A 19,294-nucleotide genomic window follows, 5' to 3' on the forward strand; every position below is an offset into this window, starting at 1 on the left:
ATGATTCAGACGGCCTCAACCCTATGAACCGACAAACCCATACCTTATCGCAAATCACCGCCGCGCTGGGCGGCCAATGGCAGGGCGAAGACATTTCCGTAGCCGCCGTGCAGCCGCTGGCCGATGCCACGGCCGACCACATCAGCTTTTTAGCCAACCCCAAATATAAAGCCGAAGTGGCCGAAAGCAGCGCCGGTGCGGTGATTGTCAGCCCCAAGCTGGCAGCCGAATTTCTCGGTCGCAACCTGATTGTGGCCGACGACCCTTATCTTTATTTCGCCAAAGTAGCGCGCTTGTTTTCGCCGCGGCAACAAGCCGTGGCCGGTGTGCACCCCACTGCCGTGATTGAAGCCACCGCGCGCGTGCCGGCCGGCTGCGAAATCGGCGCGCATGTGTATATCGGCGGCCACACCGTGCTCGGCGAGGGCTGCCGCATTCTTGCCGGCGCGGTGGTGGAGCACGATTGTGTGCTGGGCGATGAAGTGGTGCTGCACCCCAACAGCGTGATCTATCACGGCTGCACCTTGGGCGACCGGGTGGAAATCCACGGCGGCAGCGTCATCGGTGCCGACGGCTTCGGCTTGGCTTTTGCCGGCGATTCATGGTTTAAAATTCCGCAAACCGGCGGCGTAAGGCTGGGTGATGATGTGGAAATCGGCGCCAACAGCATGATAGATCGCGGCGCCATGGCCGATACTGTGGTGGGCAAGGGCACCAAAATCGACAATCAGGTGCAAATCGGCCACAACTGCCACATCGGCGAACACACCGTGATTGCCGCTTGCGCCGGCATTTCGGGCAGCACCAAAATCGGCTCTTATTGCATTATCGGCGGCGCGGCCATGTTTGTCGGCCACATCGAAATTGCCGATAAAACCACCATAGGCGGCGGCACCGCCGTGACCCATTCGATTAAAGAGCCCGGCCATTACGCCACCTGCTATCCGCTGCAAACCCACAAAGAATGGGCGCGCAATGCCGTGCATGTGCGCCACCTGAGCGAGATGGCCAAAAAAATCAAACAACTGGAGCAGCAGCTCGACACGCTGCAATCTAACAAGGACTAAACCCATGAACATCACATTACCCATCGAAGCCAAAGACATCCAAAAGCTGATTCCCCACCGCTATCCGTTTTTGCTGCTCGACCGCATCACTGCGTTTGAAAGCATGAAACGCCTCACCGCCATTAAAAATGTGAGCATGAACGAGCCGCATTTCCAAGGCCACTTTCCTGATTTTCCGGTGATGCCCGGCGTGTTGATTATTGAAGCGCTGGCGCAAGCCTGCGGCACTTTGGCAATTTTGAGCGAGGGCGGGCGCAACCCCGAAGAAATCTATTTCTTTGCCGGCATCGACAATGCCCGTTTCAAGCGCCAGGTGATTCCGGGCGACCAATTGGTGTTTGAGGTTGAATTATTGGCCAACAAACGCGGCATCGGCAAATTCAAAGCCGTGGCCACTGTGGACGGGCAAGTGGCGGTGGAAGCCGAAATCATGTGTGCCAAACGTGCCGTTGAATTGTAATGCGCCAGGCCGTCTGAAAGCGCAGCCTGCCGCTGCGCTTTCAGACGGCCTCGAATCTTTGTTATGCAGCCTTATAAAGGAGCGCCCATGAGCCTTATTCATTCCACCGCCGTGATCGATGCCAAAGCCGAGCTCGACAGCAGTGTTAAAGTCGGCCCCTACACCATTATCGGCCCGAATGTGCAAATCGGTGCCGGCAGCGAAATCGGCCCACACACCGTGATAGATGGCCACACCACCATCGGCGAAAACAATAAAATTTTCCAATTCGCTTCGCTCGGTGCACAGCCGCAAGACAAAAAATACCGCAACGAGCCCACCCGCCTGATTATCGGCAACGGCAACACCATCCGCGAATTCACCACCTTCAACACCGGCACCGTTACCGGCTTGGGCGAAACCCGCATCGGCGATGACAACTGGATTATGGCTTATGTGCATCTGGCGCACGACTGCGTGGTGGGCAGCCACACCATTTTTGCCAACAACGCTTCCTTGGCCGGCCATGTCAACATCGGCGATTATGTGGTGTTGGGCGGCTACACGCTGGTGTTTCAATTTTGCAATATCGGCGATTACGCCATGACTGCCTTTGCCGCCGGCGTGCATAAAGACGTGCCGCCTTATTTCATGGCATCGGGCTACCGCGCCGAGCCTGCCGGCCTCAACAGCGAAGGCATGCGCCGCAACGGCTTTGCGCCCGAGCAAATCGCCAAAGTGAAAGAAGTGTATAAAATCATCTACCGCAGCGGCCTGAGCCTGGATGAAGCCAAAGAACAAGTGCTGGCCATGAGCGATACCGCACCGGAATTGGCGGTGTTTAAAGATTTCTTCGCACTTTCCTCGCGCGGGATTATCCGTTGATGGGATGTGGTGATACAGGCCGTCTGAAAGGTTTCAGACGGCCTTTTACTTTGTACAGACCCGTGGAACTTATGCGCATGATTACGCCGCAAAAGCGCGGCGTGTGCGCCTATAGTGAAATGCAAGAAAAAGTGACACGAACTGCATTCTGAAACAGCGTAGGTTGGGTTGATAAACCCAACGTTTCAGACGGCTTGTGGATTTGTTGGGTTTTCAACCCAACCTACCCGCTGTGTCACTTTTTTATGCATTCCACTATACGGTGGACGTAGGTACGATTAGCTTTGTGAAAACAAAGCGTAATCGTACGTATGGCAAACAAAGGCCGTCTGAAACCTTTTTTCAGACGGCCTTTACATCAAATGCTTATTTTTGCGCCCAAGGCGGCCGCGAATTGCGCCAGCCAAGCCGGGTGTGCCGGCCAGGCGGGCGCGGTAATCAAGTGGCCGTCGGTAACGGCTTCGGTGATGCCGATGTCGGCATATTCGCCGCCGGCGGCGCGCACGTCGGGCGCGCAAGCCGGATAAGCGGAGCAGGTTTTGCCGCGCAACACGCCGGCGGCGGCCAGCAGTTGCGCACCGTGGCACACGGCGGCGATGGGTTTTTCATCGGAATCGAAATCGCGCACGATGGCAATCACGCGCTCGTTGAGGCGCAGGTATTCGGGCGCGCGGCCGCCGGGAATCACGAGGCCGATGTAATCATCGGGGTTGACCTTGTTAAAATCGTAATTGAGGGTGAAGTTGTGGCCTCTTTTTTCGCTATAGGTTTGCTCGCCTTCGAAATCGTGCACGGCGGTGGCGATATAGTCGCCGGCCTGTTTGTCGGGGCAAACGGCGTGCACGGTGTAGCCTAAGGCGCTTAAAAATTGAAACGGCACCATGGTTTCATAGTCTTCGGCAAAATCGCCGGCCAGCATCAGAATGTTTTTACTCATTGTGCGGCTCCTTAATGTGTTTTCTGCAAGATATAGGCTTCGGCCAATGCGCCTTCTACGCGGCGGCCATCGGCATCCAAGGCAATCAGGTGGTTTTCACCCACAAAATAGCTGCGCCCGTCGCGATAGAGGGTGACGGTGTCGCCGGCCGGGTTCCAGCTGAAGGTGCCGCGCCCTTCGAATGCGGTTTGCGGGTTGCCCAGATAGGTTTCGCGCAAATCATAGCTGCCGTTGTCGCGCAGGATGAGCTCGGTGCGGATGCCGCTGCACGAGGCGCAGGGCAGCGTGCCTTGGTAAGTGCCGGCCCAATCGAGCGAAATCCGGGCGTTGTGCATATCGGGCGCAACGGGGGCGGTGGGCGCGCTTGGTGCGGCGCAGGCGGCCAGCGCCCAAGCGGCCGCCAGCGGGTAAAAGAGGGTTTTGAAGCGGCTCATGGTGGGTTTCCTTTGCTTTTGGAAAAGTGTTTGGACATTCATTCGCTATATAAGCGTTGAAGCGCTCAGGCCGTCTGATACCAATCCAAAAAATAACCTAACTTCGTTGTCTCGCCTTGCCGTACTATCTGTACTGTCTGCGGCTCGCCGCCTTGTTAGCTTACTTTTTTGAATTGGTATGAATCATTCGGCAGGCTTTCAGACGGCCTTGGCTGATTAAATATCGGTTTCCAGATACACCACTTGGGTTTGCAGATATTCTTCCAGGCCGTGTTTGCCGTCGGCACCGCCGATGCCCGATTGTTTCCAGCCGGCGTGAAAGCCCTGCATGGCTTCGAAGTTTTCGCGATTGAGATAGGTTTCGCCGAATTGCAGGCGGCGGATGACGTAAAAAGCTTCGTTGAGGTTGGTGGTGTAGACCGAGCTGGTGAGGCCGAAGGCGCTGTCGTTGGCCAGCGCAATCACTTGGTCGAGCGTGTCAAATATGGCGATGGGCAGCACGGGGCCGAAGGTTTCTTCCTGCATGATGTCCATGCTGTTGTCGACATTGGTGAGCACGGTGGGCTCGAAGAAATAGCCTTTGCCCGGCGCACGATTGCCGCCGCACACTAAGTTGGCACCTTGCGCCACGGCGCGCTGCACTTTCTCGGCCACGGCCTCAACGGCGCGCGCTTCAATCAGCGGCCCCATTTCCAGCGCGCCTTCGGCCGCTTCGGCCGGGTTGCCGTAGCGCACGGCCTGCATGGCGGCGGTGATTTTTTCAACAAAGGCCGCGTGGATGCTGCTGTGCACATACACACGCTCGGCGCAGTTGCAGATTTGGCCGCTGTTGCCCACGCGCGAGGCGAGAATGGCTTTCACCGCCAAATCAATATCGGCATCTTTGAGCACAATCGCCGGTGCTTTGCCGCCCAATTCGAGCGACACTTTGGTGATGTTGGCCGCCGCCGCTTCCATCACTTGACGGCCGGCCGCCACCGAGCCGGTGAGGCTCACCATATCCACTTGCGGGTGGGCGGCCAGCGCTTGGCCGATTTCGGCACCCGCGCCGTTAACCACGTTGAACACGCCGGCGGGCAGGCCGCTTTCATGCACGATTTCGGCGAAAATATGGCAGTTTATCGGGGTGATGCTGCTGGGCTTGATCACGATGGTGTTGCCGGCCAAAAGCGCCGGCCCCATTTTGCGGGCAATCAGGAAAAAGGGAAAATTCCACGGCAAAATGCCGGCAATCACGCCCAGCGGGCGCTTAAACAGAAAAATGTTTTCGCGCGGCCGGTCGCTCTGGATGATTTCACCCTCGTAGCGGCGCGCCCATTCGGCCTGATAATCGAGGTAATCGGCGGTAAACATCACTTCCACCCGCGCCAAATCTTTGGTTTTGCCGCCTTCGGCCACAATGGTGTCGGTGAGCGCATCGGCGCGTGCGCGGATGCCGGCGGCGATTTTGCGCAGATAAGCGCCGCGTTCCACCGCAGGCAGGCGCTCCCACGCGGGTTGGGCGGCGCGAGCGGCGGCCACGGCGCGATCCACATCTGCGCCGCTGCCCTTGGGCTCTTGTGCAATCGCTTCTTCCGTGGCGGGGTTGAGCACATCGCGCCATTGGCCGGTGAAGCCGGTTTCAAACGCGCCGTTGATATACATGGCTAATTTTTTCATTTCTCCGCTCGCTTTCTGTTTGTTATCGGGTGTAGCAGCTTTTAGTGTAACCGCATCGGCTGTGTGCGGCAAGCTATTGAGCTATTTGGGAAATATGGTTTTCAGACGGCCTGTGCCGGCGCATTGGCACAGGCCGTCTGAATATGCATAAGGCAGCAGGCCGCGCAGAATTTGGGTACAATGAGCGGCTGGATAAAACGCTCAACCCATCTAAGTAAAAAAAATGACTGCTCCCCACACCACGGCCGGGCAAGGCCCCCTTATCGCGCTGTGTGCCGGCGAGGCTTCGGGCGATTTGCTCGGCGCCCACCTGATGGCCGCCATCAAACAACGCTGCCCGAATGCCCGCTTTATCGGCATCGGTGGGCCGCGCATGCTGGCAGAGGGCATAGAGAGCCTTTATGAGCAGGAAAAATTGGCCGTGCGCGGCTTTGCCGAAGTGGTGAAGCGGTTGCCCGAAATTCTGCGCATCCGCCGCGGCTTGGTGCGCGAATTGAAGCGCATCCGCCCCGATGTGTTTGTGGGCATTGATGCACCCGATTTTAATTTGGGCGTGGCCGAAAAGCTGAAAAAAGCCGGCATTGCCACCCTGCATTATGTGAGCCCTTCGGTGTGGGCGTGGCGGCGCGAGCGGGTCAACACCATTGTGCATCAGGTGAATAAAGTGTTGTGCCTGTTTCCGATGGAAGCGACGCTTTACCGCGAAGCGGGCGGGCAGGCCGAATTTGTCGGCCACCCGATGGCGCAAACGCTGCCGTTGGATGCCGATCAGAAAGCCGCGCGGCTGAAGATGAAAATCGATTTGTGGGAAACCGTGTTCACCCTGATGCCCGGCAGCCGCGTGAGCGAAATCGATTATATGGCGCCGCTTTTTTTTCGCACCGCCAAATTGTTGCTGCAACGCTACCCGAGCGCCCGATTTTTGCTGCCCGTGGCCACTTCCGCCACGCGCATACGTTTGCTAGAAATATTATCGCGCGATGAATTCCGCGGCCTGCCGTTGCAATTAATGAGCGCGCATGCCGATTTGGCCTGCACCGCCGCCGATGTGGTGCTCGTAACCAGTGGCACCGCCACGCTGGAAGTGGCGTTGTGCAAGCGGCCGATGGTGATCAGCTATAAAATTTCACCGCTCACTTATGCTTATGTGAGGCGCAAAATCAAAGTGCCACATGTGGGGCTGCCGAATATATTGCTCGAAAAAGGCGCCGTGCCCGAGCTGCTGCAAGGCCGCGCCACCCCGAAAAAGCTCGCCGCCGCTGTGGCCGAATGGTATGAATCGCCGCAAGACACCACTGATTTGAAGCAGGATTTCCACAATCTGCACCTTTTGCTGAAAAAAGACACCGCCGCGCTGGCCGCGCAAGCTGTGTTGGCTGAGGCCGGTGTGGTTCAGGCCGTCTGAAAGCTTTCATAACAATTCTAAAAAATAACCCGGCTGCGTTGGCTTGCCTTGAATGCGGAAAATAAAACGATGCCGTCTGAAAAAGAGGGTTCAGGCGGCGTTTGTGTGCCATGCGTACGATTACGCTTTGTTTTGACAAAGCTAATCGCACCTACGGCAGCTATAGTGGAATGCAAGAAAAAGTGACACAAAACTACGCACTATAACAGGTAGGTTGGGTTGCCAAGCCCAACGTTTCAGATGGCCTGCTGCTTGAAACCGGCGATTCATTGATCAAACTTTTATCTCAAACTTTTACCGCTCTGCAATCAAAAAAGGAAACCCGCCATGAGCATTTTTCTCAACGCCGGTGTAGATGAAGCCGGGCGCGGCCCTTTGGTGGGCAGCGTGTTTGCCGCTGCGGTGATTTTACCGGCGCAATACGATTTGCCCGGCCTCACTGATTCGAAAAAGCTCAGCGAAAAAAAGCGCGATGCGCTGGCGGCGGCGGTGAAGGCGCAGGCGCTGGCTTGGTGCGTGGCCTCGGCCGGTGTGGATGAAATTGCCGAATTGAATATTCTGCACGCCACCATGCTGGCCATGCGCCGCGCCGTGCAGGGCTTGGCGGTACGGCCGCACAAAGTGTGGATAGACGGCAACCGAGTGCCGAGAGATTTGGGCGTGGCGGCGGAAGCGGTGGTGAAGGGCGACAGCAAAATCATTGAAATTTCCGCTGCTTCGGTGCTGGCGAAAACCGCGCGTGATGCAGAAATGTATGCGCTGGCCGAGCGCTATCCGCAATACGGCTTCGATAAGCACAAAGGCTACGGCACCGCCGCGCATCTGGCCGCTTTGCAGCAATTCGGCGTGTTGGCCGAGCACCGATGCGATTTCGCGCCGGTGCGCAACTTGCTGGCGCAAGGGCGTTTGTTTGAATGATGGATTTGAAAAACGTTGCCATATCAAAAGGCCGTCTGAAATTTTTGTTTCAGACGGCCTTTTCAATAGCGTTTAGGCATCGGCGCAGGCGCGCAGGCATTCTTTCACCAGCGCGGGTCCGCGATAGATGAGGCCGCTGTAAACCTGCACGGCGGCGGCGCCCATGTGCAGCTTGGCGGCGGCATCTGCACCGCTGAGTATGCCGCCCACGCCGATCACGGGCAGCCTGCCTTCAAGCTCGGCGAGCAGCTGCTTGAGCACGCGGTTGCTGGCTTCGCGCACGGGCGCGCCGCTCAGGCCGCCTTGCTCGCCGGCGAGCGGGTGATGGCCGAGGGCGGATTTGTCGATGGTGGTGTTGGTGGCGATGATGCCGTCGATTTCGGTTTGTATGGCGGCGTGGGCAATGTCGGCCACTTGCTGCTCGTTGAGATCCGGGGCGATTTTCACCGCCAGCGGCACATAGCGGCCGTGGGCGGCGGCCAGATGCGCCTGTTTGTTTTTCAGGGCGCTCAAGAGTGCGTTCAATTCATCGCCGCCTTGCAGCGTGCGCAGGTTTTGGGTGTTGGGCGAGGAAATATTCACGGTGATGTAGCCGGCGTGGGTATAGGCTTTTTCCAGGCAAATTAAATAATCGTCGGCGGCGTTTTCGATGGGCGTGGTGGCGTTTTTGCCGATGTTGATGCCCAAAATGCCGTTGAAGCGGCTTTTTTCGATATTCTGAATCATGGCGTCGATGCCCTGATTGTTGAAGCCCATGCGGTTGATCACGGCTTGGTGCTCGGGCACGCGAAAGAGGCGCGGCTTGGGGTTGCCCGCTTGCGCTTTGGGGGTGACGGTGCCGATTTCGATAAACCCGAAGCCCAGCGCAGCCAAGGCGTCGATGTATTGGCCGTTTTTATCGAGCCCGGCGGCCAGGCCGACGGGGTTGGGCAGGCTCAAGCCCATCAGGGCGGCGGGGCAGGTGTGGTGTGCCACTTTTTGCAGCAGGCCGAGCCGGTAGGCGCGCGCGAGGCCGTCGAGGGTGAAATGGTGGGCTTGTTCGGCATCGAGCTTGAACAGCAGCGGGCGGAGCAGGGCATACATAGGATGAGGCCGTCTGAAAAAATAAGGGGGATTTTATACCAAACCCCAAAAATAACCTAACGGCGTTGCCGGCAGATGAAAAGAAACGCAGGCCGTCTGAAAAGAAAAGGTTTCAGACGGCCTGCGTTTGATGCGCTGCGTTTACCAAGGTTTGTCGAGCGTTTCCTGCACTTTGGCTTCCACTTCGGCGCGCAAACGGCGGCCAAGCAGGCTGCTGAGGCGGTCTTCAGGGGTGTAGTCCACCAATTCGGGCGCTTTGATCACATCGCGCGCCACGCTGTAGACGTTGCCGTAATCATCAATCAAGCCCACTTGTTTGGCTTCGTTGCCGGTGTAGATGCGGCCGCTGAAAATATCGGGCGTTTTCTGCTCGCTGATGCGCTCACCGCGGCCCAGCTTCACGGCTTTGATGAATTCTTGGTGGATGTCGGCGAGCATTTTTTCCCAAATAGCTTGCTGCTCGGGCGTTTCGGGAGTGAATGGGTCGCCCATGCCCTTGTTGCTGCCGGCGGTTTTCAGACGGCGCTTGATGCCGACTTTGTCCATCAGGCCGGTGAAATCGAAGCCGCCGCCAATCACGCCGATGCTGCCGACGATGCTGGAGGGGTCGGCATAGATTTTATCGGCCGCTGCAGCAATGTAATAGCAGCCTGAAGCGCACATGTCTTCGGCCACCACATAAAGCGGAATGTCTTGGTGCTCGGCTTTCAGACGGCGTATTTCGTTAAAGGCGATGTTGGATACCACCGGCGAGCCGCCGGGGCTGTTGGCGCGGATGATGATGCCGCGCACATTGCTGTTGGCATAAGCGTTGCCCAAACCTTCGCGCAACATCGCCACTTGGTCGGTGTAGGGGTCGCCGATGGTGCCGCTCAGGTTGATAACGGCGGTGTGGCGATTGCCCATGCCGGCGATTTCGGTGGGCGTGCCGCAGCTGCGCATGTTTACCAACACCGATAAGAAAAGCAACACGCCCACGCCGCGCCAGATATTGCGCCAAAGGCGGGCACGGCGCTGCTCCTTATGGGCTTCGAGCAGCACATCGCGCAAAGTGTGTTGCGCCCAGGCTTCGTTGCCGGCGGTGTCGGTGGCGCTCGGCAGGGAATCGCCTTCGCGGCGGATACGGTATCGCATGGTGGTTTCCGAAAATGATAAGCGGCTTATTGTAGGCGCTTTATGGCCGTCTGAAAAGGAAAGGTGCGCGTTTAAAGCGTGCGCAAAAAAGCGGGCAATTCATTCAGATTGTTTAACACAGCCAAGCAGGGTGCGCTTTGCAATTGGGCGGCGCTGTGTGCACCGGTGGCCACCGCCACGGCGCGCGCACGGGCATTGGCGGCCATTTCGAGGTCAAACGTGGTGTCGCCCACCACCAAAGCTTCAGACGGCCTCAAGCCCACCGCGTCACACAATTCCAGCACCATATCGGGCGCGGGCTTCGATGGGCATTCGCTGGCGCAGCGGGTGGCGAGCCAATAATCGGCGGTGCCGGTTTGCGCAATGGCGCCGTCCAGCCCGCTGCGGCCTTTACCGGTGGCCACAGCGAGCCAATAGCCTTGCTGCTTGAGCGTTTCGAGGCAGGGAAGGGCGCTGTCGAACAGGCGCATATTGTGATTATTGGGATTCAGATAGTGGCCGGCATAAGTGCGCATGATTTTTTCACGCGTTTCTTCGCCCAAATTCGGCGCGAGCGATTCGACAATGCGCGCCAGGCTGTAGCCGATAAACGGGCGGATTTCATCGGCGGCAGGCGAATCCAATCCGTGCTCTTCAAAAGCGGCCTGCATGGTGGCGATAATCGGTGCGGTGGTGTCGGCGAGCGTGCCGTCCCAGTCGAAGATAATGAGTTTCGGAGGCATGATTTTCCTTTCAGACGGCCTTGATTTGGGAATATGGATTTTGAAATTATAAAACCCATCTGTGAAAACAGATGGGTTTTATTTGAAAAACTTTATTTGCTGCAATTGCCGTTGGTGGCCATTTTGAGTTTTGCTACGGCTTCTTTGCCTTGTTGCTCAGAAACTTGTTCCAAATTTGCACCGCCAACGAATGCGCCCAATTTAATATATTGGCGGATAAAATAATTCTGGCCCGCTTCGGTGGTTAATAATAATTTGTTGGGAGAAAATTCCGACTCTGTGGATATCTCATGCTCTCCGCTGGGAATTTGGGTGAAAAAGAACACATGAGGAGCGGACTCGCCCAAGCAATTGCCATCAACCCAAATATCTTTTTTCAGCGCGCCACCCAAAGTGCTGTCTCGATACACATAGAGACCGGACATGCCTTCTGCCGGCGCACGGAATTCTTGTGCTTGAGCAGATTCTTCAGGGTTTGCCATATTTACAGATGCGCAACCGCTCAGCGCTAGGGCGTCCTGACAATTACTTGTCATAAAGGCAGCCATAGCATAATACAAGCTAAAGCAACTACGCTTTCATAATGCCTTTTCAAACGATCGTAACGGGTGGCAACCGCACGAAAATGTTTCAATTTTTCAAAGGCATTCTCTACCAAATGCCTCGCTTTATACAAATACCAATCCATACACACATTCAGACGCTCCCTGTCTTTTTTATAAGGAATATTCGGCCTGATGCCCATATCGGCAAGCAACTGCCTGAAAGCGTCAGAGTCATAACCTTTGTCGGCAGTCAGCACTTCGGTTGAGGATAAATCTACGCTATCCAGCAATTCCGGTGCCGCAGTAATGTCATTAACCGTTCCCGATGTGACCTTGAAACCTACAGGGTTTCCACAGGCATCGACAGCCAAATGAATTTTAGTGCTATTGCCACCACGGCTGTGGCCGACAGCGGCTGCCTCTCCAACAGTTGCCGCTGCATGTTGGTGGACTTTGACATAGCTGCCGTCAATAAATACCCATTCCATATCGGGGAATTCGGTCAAGGCATTGAGTATGCTTTGAAAAATCCCTTTCTCCGACCATCTATGGAAGAGGCGCAACAGGGAATTGCCTTTACCGAAAAACGGCGGGATGTCTTCCCACGGTATGCCGGTTCTGATGCGGTAAAGTATGCCTTCTATTTTGAGGCGCAGATTTTTCTTGTGGTAAACGCCTAAATCGAGCAGAATGTTTAACAGCTTTGACCAGTATTCATCTTTGAGTAGTGTTCGAGGCATGGCAGATAAGTATGTTTTGTTTGGCGACAAAAATTTTAACTTATCTGCCTTTCTTTTATCTGATTATTTTTATGACAAGTAATTGTCAGGACGCCCTAATGAAAGAGTAGATGCGACCAAAGCCAAATTTTTAAAATTCATCATGTTTTCCAAAGATAATTGTTTGAGATGTATGATTTGGTAATCATACGTGAGTTTACGTTAATCATGCAATTAGGGCAATGCTAATGTATTATTTTTTTCAGTAGGGAATCCGTTTGCAGTTCAGTAGGTTTTGATTGGCTGTTTTCCAACATGGCCATCATCTGCGCCAATTCCTGCGGCAACGGTGCAACCAATTTCAACGGCTCATCGGTGAGCGGATGGCTTAAATGCAATTCGGCGGCGTGTAAGAACATGCGTTTCAAGCCGATTTTTTGCAGGCGCTTGTTGGCCTGATAATCGCCGTAGCGCTCGTCGCCGGCAATCGGGCAGGCCTGCGATTGCATGTGCACGCGGATTTGGTGGGTGCGGCCGGTTTTGAGCGTGGCTTCAATATAAGTTAAATCGGAAAGGCCGATTTGGTGCAGTAGCGGGCCGGAAAAGCGCTGCAACACACGGAAAATAGTGTGCGCCGATTGGCCCTCTTCGCTCACGCGCACCATTTTTTCGCCTTGCGCGCCGGTGTATTTATAGAGCGGCAGCTTCACATGGACTTTATCTTGCGCGAATTTGCCCACGCCCAGCGCCAGATAGATTTTTTTCGGGTGGTCGTTGCGGATGGCTTCGTGCAGCTTCACCAGCGCGCTGCGTTTTTTTGCAATCATTAATAAGCCGCTGGTGTCTTTATCGAGGCGGTGCACCAATTCGAGATAACGCGCTTCGGGGCGGGCGCGGCGGATTTGCTCGATCACGCCGAAGCTGATGCCGCTGCCGCCGTGCACCGCCACGCCGGCCGGCTTGTTGATTACCAGCATGGCATCGTCTTCATACACAATCTCAAATTCGCGCGCGGGCGCAGCGCTGCTTTCAGACGGCCTTTGCTTTTCGGCAATGCGTATCGGCGGAATGCGCAGCACATCGCCCTCGGCCAAGCGGTCGGTGCCTTTGCAGCGCTTTTTGTTGAGCCGCACTTCGCCGGCGCGGATGATGCGCTGGATATGGCTTTTGGGCACGCCTTTCAAAACCTTGATGAGATAGTTGTCGAGCCGCTGGCCGGCATCGGCTTCGGTGATATTCAAATGATTGACCAAGTCTTTGCTAATTGTCGGCATTTTCTCTATAATCCGAAAACGGTTTTCCGTGTAAAGGCGCAGTATATCAATTCAGCCTTGAGGCCGTCTGAAAACGATGGCGGCCGGCAGAAAACCGTGCGCGCAGGCGGAGCGAATCCGGCTCAGGCGCAAATTGTGAATAGAAATATTTTATATTAAAAACGCACTCCATAAAGCAATTCCTTTGCCCTGCTGAAGCCGGCGGGCAGAGAGGTAGTTAAGTTTGACCTTTTCGGCAGGTGTTTGTCCGGCTGTAAGACGCCGCAGGCGCAGCGCTCGGGCAGGAATGCCGCCGAACGATGATAAGAAGACACGGCTCCGATTTTCGGGCGGCCGCGCGCGCCTCGGGCAGCGCGGCCGCTCAGGCGTTCAGCATGGCGTGAATCCATATCGGGCAACATCAAGCGGGAAAATGCCGCCGTTGCCTGTGTTTCGCGCCATGCTGCATGCCCGCTCTTTATTTCCAACCTTCTTGAATCCGTAAAGATGCCCCACACGCCGCATTATCCGCGCGGCCTGACCATTGGCGGCTTAATGAGTGTCGAAAACTGATTACACGCCTCGTGAGTGCAATAACGAGGTTGTTTACATGAAACGAATGTTATTTAACGCCACGCAGGCCGAAGAGCTGCGCGTGGCGATTGTCGACGGGCAAAGCCTTTTAGATCTCGATATCGAAACGCTGGGCAAAGAGCAGCGCAAAGGCAATATCTATAAAGGCGTGATTACCCGTATCGAGCCGTCGCTGGAAGCGTGTTTCGTAGATTACGGCACCGACCGGCACGGCTTTTTGCCGTTTAAGGAAGTGTCGCGCGCTTATTTCCAAGATTACGACGGCGGTCGCGCCCGCATTCAAGACGTGCTCAAAGAGGGCATGGAAGTGATTGTGCAGGTGGAAAAAGACGAGCGCGGCAACAAAGGCGCGGCGCTCACCACCTTTATCAGCCTGGCCGGCCGCTATTTGGTGCTGATGCCCAACAATCCGCGCGGCGGCGGCGTGTCGCGCCGCATCGAGGGCGAAGAGCGCCAAGAGCTCAAAGCCGCGATGGCCGAATTGGAAGTGCCGCGCGGCATGAGCCTGATTGCCCGCACCGCCGGCATCGGCCGCAGCGTGGAAGAGCTGCAATGGGATTTCAACTATCTGCTGCAATTGTGGCAAGCCATCGAAGAAGCCGGCAATGCGCATCACGAGCCTTACCTTTTGTTTATGGAAAGCTCGCTTCTGATTCGCGCCGTGCGCGATTATTTCCGCCCCGATATCGGCGAAATTCTGGTGGATAATCAAGAGGTGTATGAGCAGGTATCCGAGTTTATGAGCTATGTGATGCCTAATAACGTAGGCCGTCTGAAGCTTTATGACGACCACACGCCGCTGTTTTCCCGTTTCCAAATCGAGCACCAAATCGAGAGCGCGTTTTCGCGCAGCGTGAGCCTGCCCTCGGGCGGCGCGATTGTAATCGACCACACCGAAGCGCTGGTGTCGGTGGATGTCAACTCCGCCCGTGCCACGCGCGGTGCCGATATTGAAGACACCGCCTTCAAAACCAATATGGAAGCGGCTGAAGAAGTGGCGCGCCAAATGCGTTTGCGCGACTTGGGCGGCTTGGTGGTGATCGACTTTATCGATATGGAAAACCCCAAGCACCAGCGCGATGTGGAAAACACTTTGCGCGATGCGCTCAAAAAAGACCGCGCCCGCGTGCAAATGGGCAAGCTTTCCCGCTTCGGCCTGCTCGAATTGAGCCGCCAGCGCCTCAAACCCGCGTTGGGTGAAAGCAGCCATGTGGCCTGCCCGCGCTGCGCCGGCACCGGCGTGATTCGCGGCATTGAATCAACTGCGCTGCATGTGTTGCGCATCATTCAGGAAGAAGCGATGAAAGACAACACCGGCGAAGTGCACGCGCAAGTGCCGGTGGATGTGGCCACCTTCCTGCTCAACGAAAAACGCGCCGAATTGTTCGGCCTTGAAGAGCGCCTGGATGTGTCGGTGTTTCTGATTCCCAACACCCATCTCGAAAACCCGCATTACGAAATCAGCCGCGTGCGCACCGATGATGTGGATGAAGATGCTGCGCCGAGCTATCAGCGCGTAATCGAGCCGGAAAAAGACGACAACGTGCCCTTCGGCAGCGAAAAAGCCAAGGCCGCCCGCCCCGAGCCGGCGGTGAAAGGCGTGAAGCACACCCAACCTGCGCCGATTGTAGCGCCCGAGCAGCCGGCCGGCTGGTGGGACGGCATCAAAGCATGGTTCGGCAAGCTCTTTGCTGCGGAATCCGCGCCCGAGGCCGAGCCGAAAAAAGCCGAGCGCAGCGGCCAGCAAAACCAGCAAAACCGCCGCAATGCCAACCGCCGCCAAGCGCCGCGCCGCAACAGCAATAGCCATAATAAACGCACCGATGGCGAGGTGGAAAAAGCCGAAAACAAAGCGCCCAGAGCCAAAGAAGCAAGCGCCGAGCGCAACGGCGAAGCGCGCAATAACGACAACCGCAACAACCGCAATCGCCGCAATCAGGGCGACAATGCCAACCGCGAGCGCAACAATCGCGCCAATAACCAGCCGGCAGAGCAAGAGCGCCGCAATCCTGTGCCGGCCGAAGCCGCTGCCACACCGCGCGACAGCGAGCCGCGCGAACCCGCGCAAAACCGCCGCCGCAACAACGAGCGCAACCGCAATCAAAACGAGCGCCGCCACGAAGCCGAGGCCGTTGCTCAAGCCGAAGTGGTAAGCTTGGCGGCTGTGGCAGAAGAAGCTGTTGCCGCGCCGGTTGCCGTGGAAGCGCAGGCAGCCGATAGCGATACGCAGGCCGACAACAAGCGCAGCCGCAGCAACGAGCGCAACAGCCAGGAGCGCAACCGCAATCAGCGCGAGCGTCGCAACAACGGTAAAAAACGCAATATTCCCTCTGCCGCCAAAATCGAACAATATCTGATGATTGACGAGGCCGGTGACAAGGTGCGCAATGCCGTGGCGCATGTGTTTGGTGAAGCGGTTGAAGCGCCGGTGGCCGTGTCTGTGCCTGCCGCTGCCGTGGCTCAGCCCGAAGCGGTGCAGGAAACCGTGCAGATTGATGCCGCCACGCCTTTGCTGTTTGCGATTGAAGCTGATGAAGCACCCGCCCAAGCAGCGCCTGTTGCGGCAGATGAGCAAGTGATGGTCAGTGATGCAGCCGCCCAAGTGAAGCAGGCGGTGGCGCAGCTGTTTGAGCAAGCGCCGGTGGCTGCTGTGGATGAAGATGCCGTGCCGGTAGCACCGGTTGCCGTGGCGCAGCCGGAAGCCGCGGTGGCGGTGCGTGCTGATTTTGCAGGCTTCGATTTGGGTGGTTTGGTGCTGGTGCAAACCCGCGTGGAAGCGTTGGCCGCCGCTGCCGCTGCACCGCAGCCTGAAGCAGAGCCGGCATTGCGCCGCGCCGATTTGCCCAAAGCGGCGGCAGATGCCGCGCCGGATATGCCGCTGGTGCAGGTAGAAACCCGCCGCTAACCAAATAGTTTGCGGAAAAATCAAGCCCGGTTGCTTTGCAGCCGGGCTTTTTGTTGCAGAAAAACCCGCTGCGGCTTGTGGAAAAAAGGCGGCAGGCGGGCTTCGCGCCATGATGTTTCACGGCTTTGCGATATTGTTCAGACGGCCTTTGCGGCGGCGGGTAAAGCAGGCGTGCGGTGCGGCAGGGTTTGGTGACGCTGCCCAAGCCAAATCAGCCAAATTGCTTTACAATAGCATCCCAATATTATGTGATTTCCAGAGTGGTAATGAACGAAGCTGCCCATTTGCCCGCCGCCACCGGCGACGATTATCTGCTGCTCGGCCAATATGCCGAGCGCGCCTATCTCGAATACGCCATGAGCGTGGTAAAAGGGCGCGCGCTGCCTGATGTTTCAGACGGCCAAAAGCCGGTGCAGCGGCGCATTTTATATGCCATGAAAGACATGGGCCTCACGCCCGGTGCCAAGCCGGTGAAGTCGGCGCGCGTGGTGGGCGAGATTCTCGGCAAATACCACCCGCACGGCGATGCTTCCGCTTACGATGCGATGGTGCGTATGGCGCAGGATTTTACCTTGCGCTATCCGCTGATCGACGGCATCGGCAACTTCGGCTCGCGCGATGGCGATGGCGCCGCAGCGATGCGCTACACCGAAGCGCGGCTCACGCCGATTGCCGAATTGCTGTTGTCTGAAATCAATATGGGCACGGTAGATTTCGTGCCCAATTACGATGGCGCATTCGAAGAGCCGCTGCACTTGCCGGCGCGGCTGCCGATGGTGTTGCTCAACGGCGCATCGGGCATTGCCGTGGGCATGGCCACCGAAATTCCGTCGCACAATCTCACCGAAGTCACCCAGGCGGCGATAGCGTTGCTGAAAAAACCGGCCATGACGATTGCCGATTTGATGGCTTATGTGCCGGCGCCCGATTTTGCCGGCGGCGGTCAAATCATCACGCCGGCTGCCGATTTGCAGCATATTTACGAATGCGGCAAAGGCAGCGTGCGTGTGAGGGCGCGCTATGAAATCGAAAAACTGGCGCGCGGCCAGTGGCGTGTGGTGGTGGGTGAATTGCCGCCCAATACCAGCGCGCAGAAAATTCTGGCCGAAATCGAAGAGCAAACCAATCCCAAGCCCAAAGCGGGTAAAAAGCAGCTCAACCAAGATCAGCTCAACACCAAAAAGCTGATGCTTGACTTAATCGAAAAAGTGCGCGATGAGAGCGACAGCCAATCGCCCGTGCGGCTTGTGTTTGAGCCGAAATCGAGCCGCATCGAGCCGGAAAACTTCATAAACACTTTGATGGCGCAAACCAGCCTTGAGGGCAATGTGTCGATGAATTTGGTGATGATGGGGCTGGACAACCGCCCGGCGCAGAAAAATCTGAAAACCATTTTGCAGGAATGGCTCGATTTCCGCGTGATTACGGTCACGCGCCGTCTGAAATTCCGCCTTGGCCAGGTGGAAAAACGCATTCATATTCTCGACGGCCGCATGATTGCTTTTTTGCACATTGATGAAGTGATTCGTGTGATTCGCGAGGCCGACGAGCCCAAGCCCGAATTGATGGCGGCTTTCGACCTCACCGAAATCCAAGCGGAAGACATTCTCGAAATCCGCCTGCGTCAGCTTGCCCGCCTCGAGGGCTTCAAGCTGGAAAAAGAATTAAACGAATTGCGCGAAGAAGAAGGCCGTCTGAATCTTTTGTTGGGCGATGAAGGCGAAAAACGCAAGCTTGTTATTAAAGAGATGCAGGCCGATTTGAAGCAGTTTGGCGATGCGCGCCGCACCTTGGTGCAGGAAGCCAGCCGCGCCACGCTCACGCACACCACCGCCGATGAGCCGATTACGCTGATTTTGTCGAAAAAAGGTTGGATACGCAGCCGCATCGGCCATGGCCTCGATTTGAGCCAAACCGCATTTAAAGAAGGCGACGGCTTGAAGCAGGTGCTCGAAGGGCGCAGCGTGTGGCCGGTGGTGGTGCTCGATTCGCTCGGCCGCACCTACACCTTGGATGCCGCCGAAATCCCCGGCGGGCGCGGCGACGGCGTGCCGGTGGGCTCGCTGGTCGAGCTGCAAAACGGCGCCGAAGTGGCGGCCATGATCAGCGGCCTGCCCGAGCAGCATTATTTATTGAGCAACAGCGGCGGCTACGGCTTTATTGCCAAACTGGCCGATATGGTGGGGCGCGTGAAGGCCGGCAAAGTGATGATTTCGCTGGAAGCCGGCGAAAAAGTGCTGCCGCCGCAAGCGGTGTTTACGGTGTCGTTGATCAACCCCGATTGTAAAGTGGTGTTGGCTTCCAGCGCCAACCGCTTGCTGGCATTTGCATTGGGCGAGCTCAAAGTGATGGCCAAAGGGCGCGGCTTGCAGCTGATGAATTTGGGTGAAGATGAAAAATTGGCGCACATCGCCGTGGTGAGCACGCCTGAATTTATGGTGGAGAGCGTGGGCAAGCGCGGCGCGGCTCGATGCGAGCGTCTGCGTATTCAGGATATTGAAAACAAGCGCGGCCGCAAAGGGCGCTTGCTGGAGATATCAGGCCGTCTGAAAGCCATTGGCGGCACGGATGCGGAATAGTTAAAAAACATGTACG

General features: G+C 56.6%; 16 protein-coding genes. 7 read left to right on the forward strand and 9 right to left on the reverse strand.

Features of this window, described 5'->3' with window-relative positions:
- Positions 1 to 23 precede the first annotated feature (23 nt).
- The 3 genes from lpxD (at position 24) to lpxA (ending at position 2,391) form a co-directional block, all read left to right on the forward strand.
- The gene (lpxD, locus tag LVJ78_RS01460) at positions 24 to 1,067 is read left to right on the forward strand and encodes a UDP-3-O-(3-hydroxymyristoyl)glucosamine N-acyltransferase (RefSeq protein WP_132953552.1); all 1,044 of its coding nucleotides are present in this window, start codon (positions 24 to 26) and stop codon (positions 1,065 to 1,067) included.
- Positions 1,068 to 1,071: 4 nt separating this feature from the next.
- Positions 1,072 to 1,527, forward strand: coding sequence for a 3-hydroxyacyl-ACP dehydratase FabZ (gene fabZ / locus LVJ78_RS01465; RefSeq protein ID WP_132953551.1), 456 nt, complete (start codon positions 1,072 to 1,074; stop codon positions 1,525 to 1,527).
- 87 nt (positions 1,528 to 1,614) lie between these two features.
- On the forward strand, positions 1,615 to 2,391 hold the full coding sequence (gene lpxA / locus LVJ78_RS01470; protein WP_132953550.1) for an acyl-ACP--UDP-N-acetylglucosamine O-acyltransferase: 777 nt from the start codon (positions 1,615 to 1,617) through the stop codon (positions 2,389 to 2,391).
- 358 nt (positions 2,392 to 2,749) lie between these two features.
- On the opposite strand, the gene LVJ78_RS01475 is transcribed toward lpxA, so the two are convergent.
- From LVJ78_RS01475 to aldA, 3 genes are all read right to left on the reverse strand, one after another.
- Positions 2,750 to 3,328, reverse strand: a complete 579-nt coding sequence (locus tag LVJ78_RS01475) for a DJ-1/PfpI family protein (RefSeq protein ID WP_132953549.1) — start codon at positions 3,326 to 3,328, stop codon at positions 2,750 to 2,752.
- An 11-nt stretch (positions 3,329 to 3,339) separates the two neighbouring features.
- A complete protein-coding gene (locus tag LVJ78_RS01480; protein WP_165870905.1) occupies positions 3,340 to 3,762 on the reverse strand; it encodes a copper resistance protein NlpE in 423 nt (140 codons plus the stop codon).
- Positions 3,763 to 3,978: 216 nt separating this feature from the next.
- The gene (gene aldA, locus LVJ78_RS01485; protein ID WP_132953547.1) at positions 3,979 to 5,421 is read right to left on the reverse strand and encodes an aldehyde dehydrogenase; all 1,443 of its coding nucleotides are present in this window, start codon (positions 5,419 to 5,421) and stop codon (positions 3,979 to 3,981) included.
- Between the two features lie 223 nt (positions 5,422 to 5,644).
- Here aldA and lpxB point away from each other — a divergent pair, with 223 nt between their 5' ends.
- Positions 5,645 to 6,826, forward strand: coding sequence for a lipid-A-disaccharide synthase (gene lpxB, locus LVJ78_RS01490; RefSeq protein WP_132953546.1), 1,182 nt, complete (start codon positions 5,645 to 5,647; stop codon positions 6,824 to 6,826).
- A gap of 327 nt (positions 6,827 to 7,153) precedes the next feature.
- A complete protein-coding gene (gene rnhB, locus LVJ78_RS01495; RefSeq protein ID WP_132953545.1) occupies positions 7,154 to 7,744 on the forward strand; it encodes a ribonuclease HII in 591 nt (196 codons plus the stop codon).
- A gap of 72 nt (positions 7,745 to 7,816) precedes the next feature.
- Here rnhB and LVJ78_RS01500 read toward each other — a convergent pair whose 3' ends face one another.
- The 6 genes from LVJ78_RS01500 to LVJ78_RS01525 form a co-directional block, all read right to left on the reverse strand.
- Complete coding sequence (locus LVJ78_RS01500; protein WP_132953544.1) at positions 7,817 to 8,827, reverse strand: quinone-dependent dihydroorotate dehydrogenase; 1,011 nt, start codon at positions 8,825 to 8,827, stop codon at positions 7,817 to 7,819.
- A gap of 141 nt (positions 8,828 to 8,968) precedes the next feature.
- Positions 8,969 to 9,961 (reverse strand): S49 family peptidase, encoded by a 993-nt coding sequence (locus LVJ78_RS01505; RefSeq protein ID WP_132953543.1) that lies wholly within the window; start codon positions 9,959 to 9,961, stop codon positions 8,969 to 8,971.
- A 71-nt stretch (positions 9,962 to 10,032) separates the two neighbouring features.
- A complete protein-coding gene (locus LVJ78_RS01510; protein WP_132953542.1) occupies positions 10,033 to 10,683 on the reverse strand; it encodes an HAD-IA family hydrolase in 651 nt (216 codons plus the stop codon).
- 92 nt (positions 10,684 to 10,775) lie between these two features.
- The gene (locus LVJ78_RS01515) at positions 10,776 to 11,165 is read right to left on the reverse strand and encodes a DUF2846 domain-containing protein (RefSeq protein ID WP_243650334.1); all 390 of its coding nucleotides are present in this window, start codon (positions 11,163 to 11,165) and stop codon (positions 10,776 to 10,778) included.
- Between the two features lie 50 nt (positions 11,166 to 11,215).
- Positions 11,216 to 11,968: an IS5 family transposase gene (locus tag LVJ78_RS01520; RefSeq protein WP_244802559.1), complete on the reverse strand. Its 753-nt coding sequence runs from the start codon at positions 11,966 to 11,968 to the stop codon at positions 11,216 to 11,218.
- Positions 11,969 to 12,192: 224 nt separating this feature from the next.
- Entirely contained in the window at positions 12,193 to 13,221 is a 1,029-nt protein-coding gene (locus LVJ78_RS01525; RefSeq protein WP_132954831.1) for an RluA family pseudouridine synthase, read from the reverse strand.
- 589 nt (positions 13,222 to 13,810) lie between these two features.
- Here LVJ78_RS01525 and LVJ78_RS01530 point away from each other — a divergent pair.
- Positions 13,811 to 16,699, forward strand: coding sequence for an Rne/Rng family ribonuclease (locus tag LVJ78_RS01530; RefSeq protein ID WP_207894343.1), 2,889 nt, complete (start codon positions 13,811 to 13,813; stop codon positions 16,697 to 16,699).
- A 266-nt stretch (positions 16,700 to 16,965) separates the two neighbouring features.
- A complete protein-coding gene (gene parC / locus LVJ78_RS01535) occupies positions 16,966 to 19,278 on the forward strand; it encodes a DNA topoisomerase IV subunit A (protein WP_132954830.1) in 2,313 nt (770 codons plus the stop codon).
- The last annotated feature ends 16 nt before the right edge of the window (positions 19,279 to 19,294 follow it).

Origin of the sequence: Uruburuella suis, assembly GCF_022870845.1 — a bacterium.
GTDB lineage: Bacteria > Pseudomonadota > Gammaproteobacteria > Burkholderiales > Neisseriaceae > Neisseria > Neisseria suis.